This is a genomic window from Mesorhizobium sp. M5C.F.Ca.IN.020.32.2.1, assembly GCF_004023105.1.
GTDB classification, from domain to species: Bacteria; Pseudomonadota; Alphaproteobacteria; order Rhizobiales; family Rhizobiaceae; genus Mesorhizobium; species Mesorhizobium wenxiniae.
In genome coordinates this window covers 1-2,843 of sequence record NZ_RZSX01000807.1, presented here as the reverse complement: position 1 = coordinate 2,843, position 2,843 = coordinate 1, and the positions used below count along the sequence as shown (strand labels likewise).

Sequence of the window (2,843 nt, the reverse complement as noted above, 5' to 3'; positions counted from 1 at the left end):
GTCACGTTGTCCGAACGCATTTCGACCCAGGCCAGGCCGGACCGGGACGGATCGCGACGACCGGCGCCGGCGCTCTGCCACGCATTGGCGCCGATGTGGTGGTGGTAGCCGCCTGACGACAGGAACACCGCCGCACCGCCATATTTCGCCACCGTATCGAAGCCGAACTCCTGGTGCCACCACGTCTCAGCATCTTCCGGCCGACCGACGCGCAGGTGGACGTGGCCGATGATGCTGTTGTCCGGCATGCCCTGCCAGCCGGCATCGCCGGCCGGCACTTCTGCGACGACAGAGGGGATATTCATCCGTTCGGTCGCCATCGCCACCTTGTCGCCATTCCATTTCCAGTCCTCATGGCGGCGGTCGGCATAGATTTCGATACCGTTGCCTTCAGGGTCGGTCAGGTAAAGCGCCTCGCTGACCAGATGGTCCGACGCGCCTTCGATGTCGATCTTGTTGGCGATGGCATGATTGATCCAGCGACCGAGATCAGCCCGGCTGGGCAGCAGGAAAGCCGTGTGGAAGAGGCCGGCGCTGCGCGGATCGTCGGGGTTCGCCGCTGCATCCGCCTCAATGTCGAGCAAGGGACGATTGGCGGCGCCGAGCGTGATCGCGCCGCCGGCGCGGCTCAGTTCCCGCAGACCGACGGCGTTGCGATAGTAAGCGGCCAGGCTTTCGGCATTTCGCGCGCGCAACCCGACGCGGGCAACGCTGACCGGGGTCGTGGCGGCAAAAGGCAGTTTGCTCATCAAAATCTCCGTTAGGGCGGCCCTCGACGAGATCCCCAAAGCCAGGGCCCCTGTGTCACCGATCATTGTACGTCGTTTCAGTCCCAAAATCCTGGTTTCCTTACACGGCTGTTTCTTTTCCTGACGACAGATCGTCGATCGCGATCGTTCACACAAGGCGGCAAGAAGCGAACATGGTGTTCACAATTGTGGGCAATCGCACCGATAATCGCGGTTGCACGAAACCGTGTCGCTCGCTACATCCGCGCCATGAAAGTCAGGGATGCAGACATTCTCATCGTGCCGGGCTACACCAATTCCGGCCCCGACCATTGGCAGAGCCGCTGGCAGTCGAAATTGTCGACGGCGCGCCGCGTCGAGCAGGCGGAATGGTCGAAGCCGGTGCGCGAAGACTGGACGGCGAGCGTGGCGAAGGCGGTCAACGAGGCCGAACGGCCGGTCGTTATCGTCGCGCATTCGCTGGGCGTCGCCGCCGTAGTTCAGGCAATGCCGCAGTTCCAGCGCCGGGTCGCCGGAGCCTTCTTCGTGGCGCCGCCCGACGTCGCCAATCCTAGGATAAAACCCAGGCACCTGATGACCTTCGGTCCCTATCCGCGCGAGCCGCTGGCATTTCCTTCGGTGGTGATCGCCAGCCGCAACGACCCGTTCTGCACCTTCGAGGTGGCCGAGGACATTGCCGGCGCCTGGGGCTCACTGTTCATCGATGCTGGCGATGCCGGCCACCTCAATGCCGATTCCGGCTTCGGGCCGTGGCCCGAAGGATCGATGACCTTTGCCAAGTTCCTGACGGATCTTTAGGGCCCGATCGAGTCCCTCACGCTCTTCAGCAGGGTCTTTGCCCCCAGACCGATCAACGCATGCTCGGAGCCCATGGCCAGCAGCCGGTAGCCCATCGACACAACACGGCCGGCGATGCCCGGCTCGACGACGTAAATCGCGGCATACTTGCCTGCCTTGCGTGTCCGCTCGGCGATCGAGGCGACGGTTTCCAGCATGCTTTCGAGCGTCGAGTTGACGGTGGCGCCGTTCGACCAGGCAATCGAGAAGTCCGATGGGCCGAGGAAGATGCCATCGATACCCGGCGTGTCGAGGATGCCGTCGAGCGCATCGAGGGCGGCGCGCGTTTCGACCATGGCGAAGGCCATGGTGCGCTCGTTGCTGTCGCGCAGCCAGTCGGCATAGTCGCCCCTGCCATGACGCGGAAAGGCATAAGTCGGGCCCCAGGAGCGCTCGCCGAGTGGCGGATACTTCATGGCGGCGGCAAACAGCCGCGCATCCGCCACCGAATTCACCATCGGCGCAATCACCGCCTCGGCGCCGAAATCGAGCGCGCGGCTGGCCATGTCGAAGCGGCCGACCGGAATGCGCACCAGCGCCGGTTTGTTGGCGGCCAGCACCGGCCCAAGGCCGCGCAGCACGCTGTCCTCGTGATGTCCGCCATGCTGCATATCGAGGGTGACGGCATCGAAACCTTGTCTGGCAAGAATCTCGACCGTCAGGGCATCAGGCACGCCGGACCATGCGGTGCACAAAGTTTCATCGGCCGCAAGGCGTGACTTGAGGGACATGGGCGCCTTCCTTAATCGCTCTCGCATCGGCCCAAAATCGCCAAGCCCGACGCGAGGAGTCAAAGTTTGAGAGCGTACTGTGCGTCCGAATGGATGCATGTCGCTCTAATGCAGTTCAGCCGGAAACAGCTGCAAAGGCAAAGAAAAACCGCCCGGAGAGACAGGGCGGTCGATTGGTCCAGCGTATCGATTGGCTCAGAGCAAGGATCAGGTGTTCTTGATCTGCTCGATCGCCTGCGCCATCAGATCGTCCATGGTGCGCCGAATCTGATGGTCCGACTGGACGACCCCGGCCTCGTCGAAATCCTTGCGTATCTTGCGGAACACGTCGTGATCGCCGGCTTCCTCGATGTCGGCGAGGACCACCTGCTTGGCATAGGCTTCGGCGTCGTCCCCGGCCTTGCCGAGCTTTTCGGCGGCCCACAGGCCGAGCGCCTTGTTGCGGCGGGCCGCGGCCTTGAACCGGAGCTCCTCGTCGATTGCGAACTTGCGCTCGAAGCCCTCCTCGCGATCTTTCATGCTGCTC

Annotated in this window: 4 protein-coding genes; 1 reads left to right on the top strand and 3 read right to left on the bottom strand. The window is 63.4% G+C overall.

The window, feature by feature from the left end:
- A partial coding sequence (locus EOA86_RS29120; RefSeq protein WP_164892083.1) for a VOC family protein occupies positions 1-749 on the bottom strand: 749 nt, incomplete at its 3' end.
- Positions 750-998: 249 nt separating this feature from the next.
- Here EOA86_RS29120 and EOA86_RS29115 point away from each other — a divergent pair.
- Positions 999-1,547: an alpha/beta hydrolase gene (locus tag EOA86_RS29115; RefSeq protein WP_029353674.1), complete on the top strand. Its 549-nt coding sequence runs from the start codon at positions 999-1,001 to the stop codon at positions 1,545-1,547.
- On the opposite strand, the gene EOA86_RS29110 is transcribed toward EOA86_RS29115, so the two are convergent.
- Positions 1,544-2,317, bottom strand: coding sequence for an HpcH/HpaI aldolase/citrate lyase family protein (locus tag EOA86_RS29110; RefSeq protein WP_127208953.1), 774 nt, complete (start codon positions 2,315-2,317; stop codon positions 1,544-1,546). The two genes, EOA86_RS29115 and EOA86_RS29110, sit on opposite strands and share 4 nt — an antisense overlap.
- A 207-nt stretch (positions 2,318-2,524) precedes the next feature.
- Positions 2,525-2,843 (bottom strand): DUF1476 domain-containing protein (locus EOA86_RS29105; protein ID WP_245497411.1); only part of this gene is annotated, 319 nt, incomplete at its 5' end.

Excerpts from the sequence above, each read along its gene's own strand:
- EOA86_RS29115 (WP_029353674.1), top strand. The coding sequence starts at position 999 with ATGAAAGTCAGGGATGCAGACATTCTCATCGTGCCGGGCTACACCAAT.
- EOA86_RS29110 (WP_127208953.1), bottom strand. The coding sequence starts at position 2,317 with ATGTCCCTCAAGTCACGCCTTGCGGCCGATGAAACTTTGTGCACCGCA.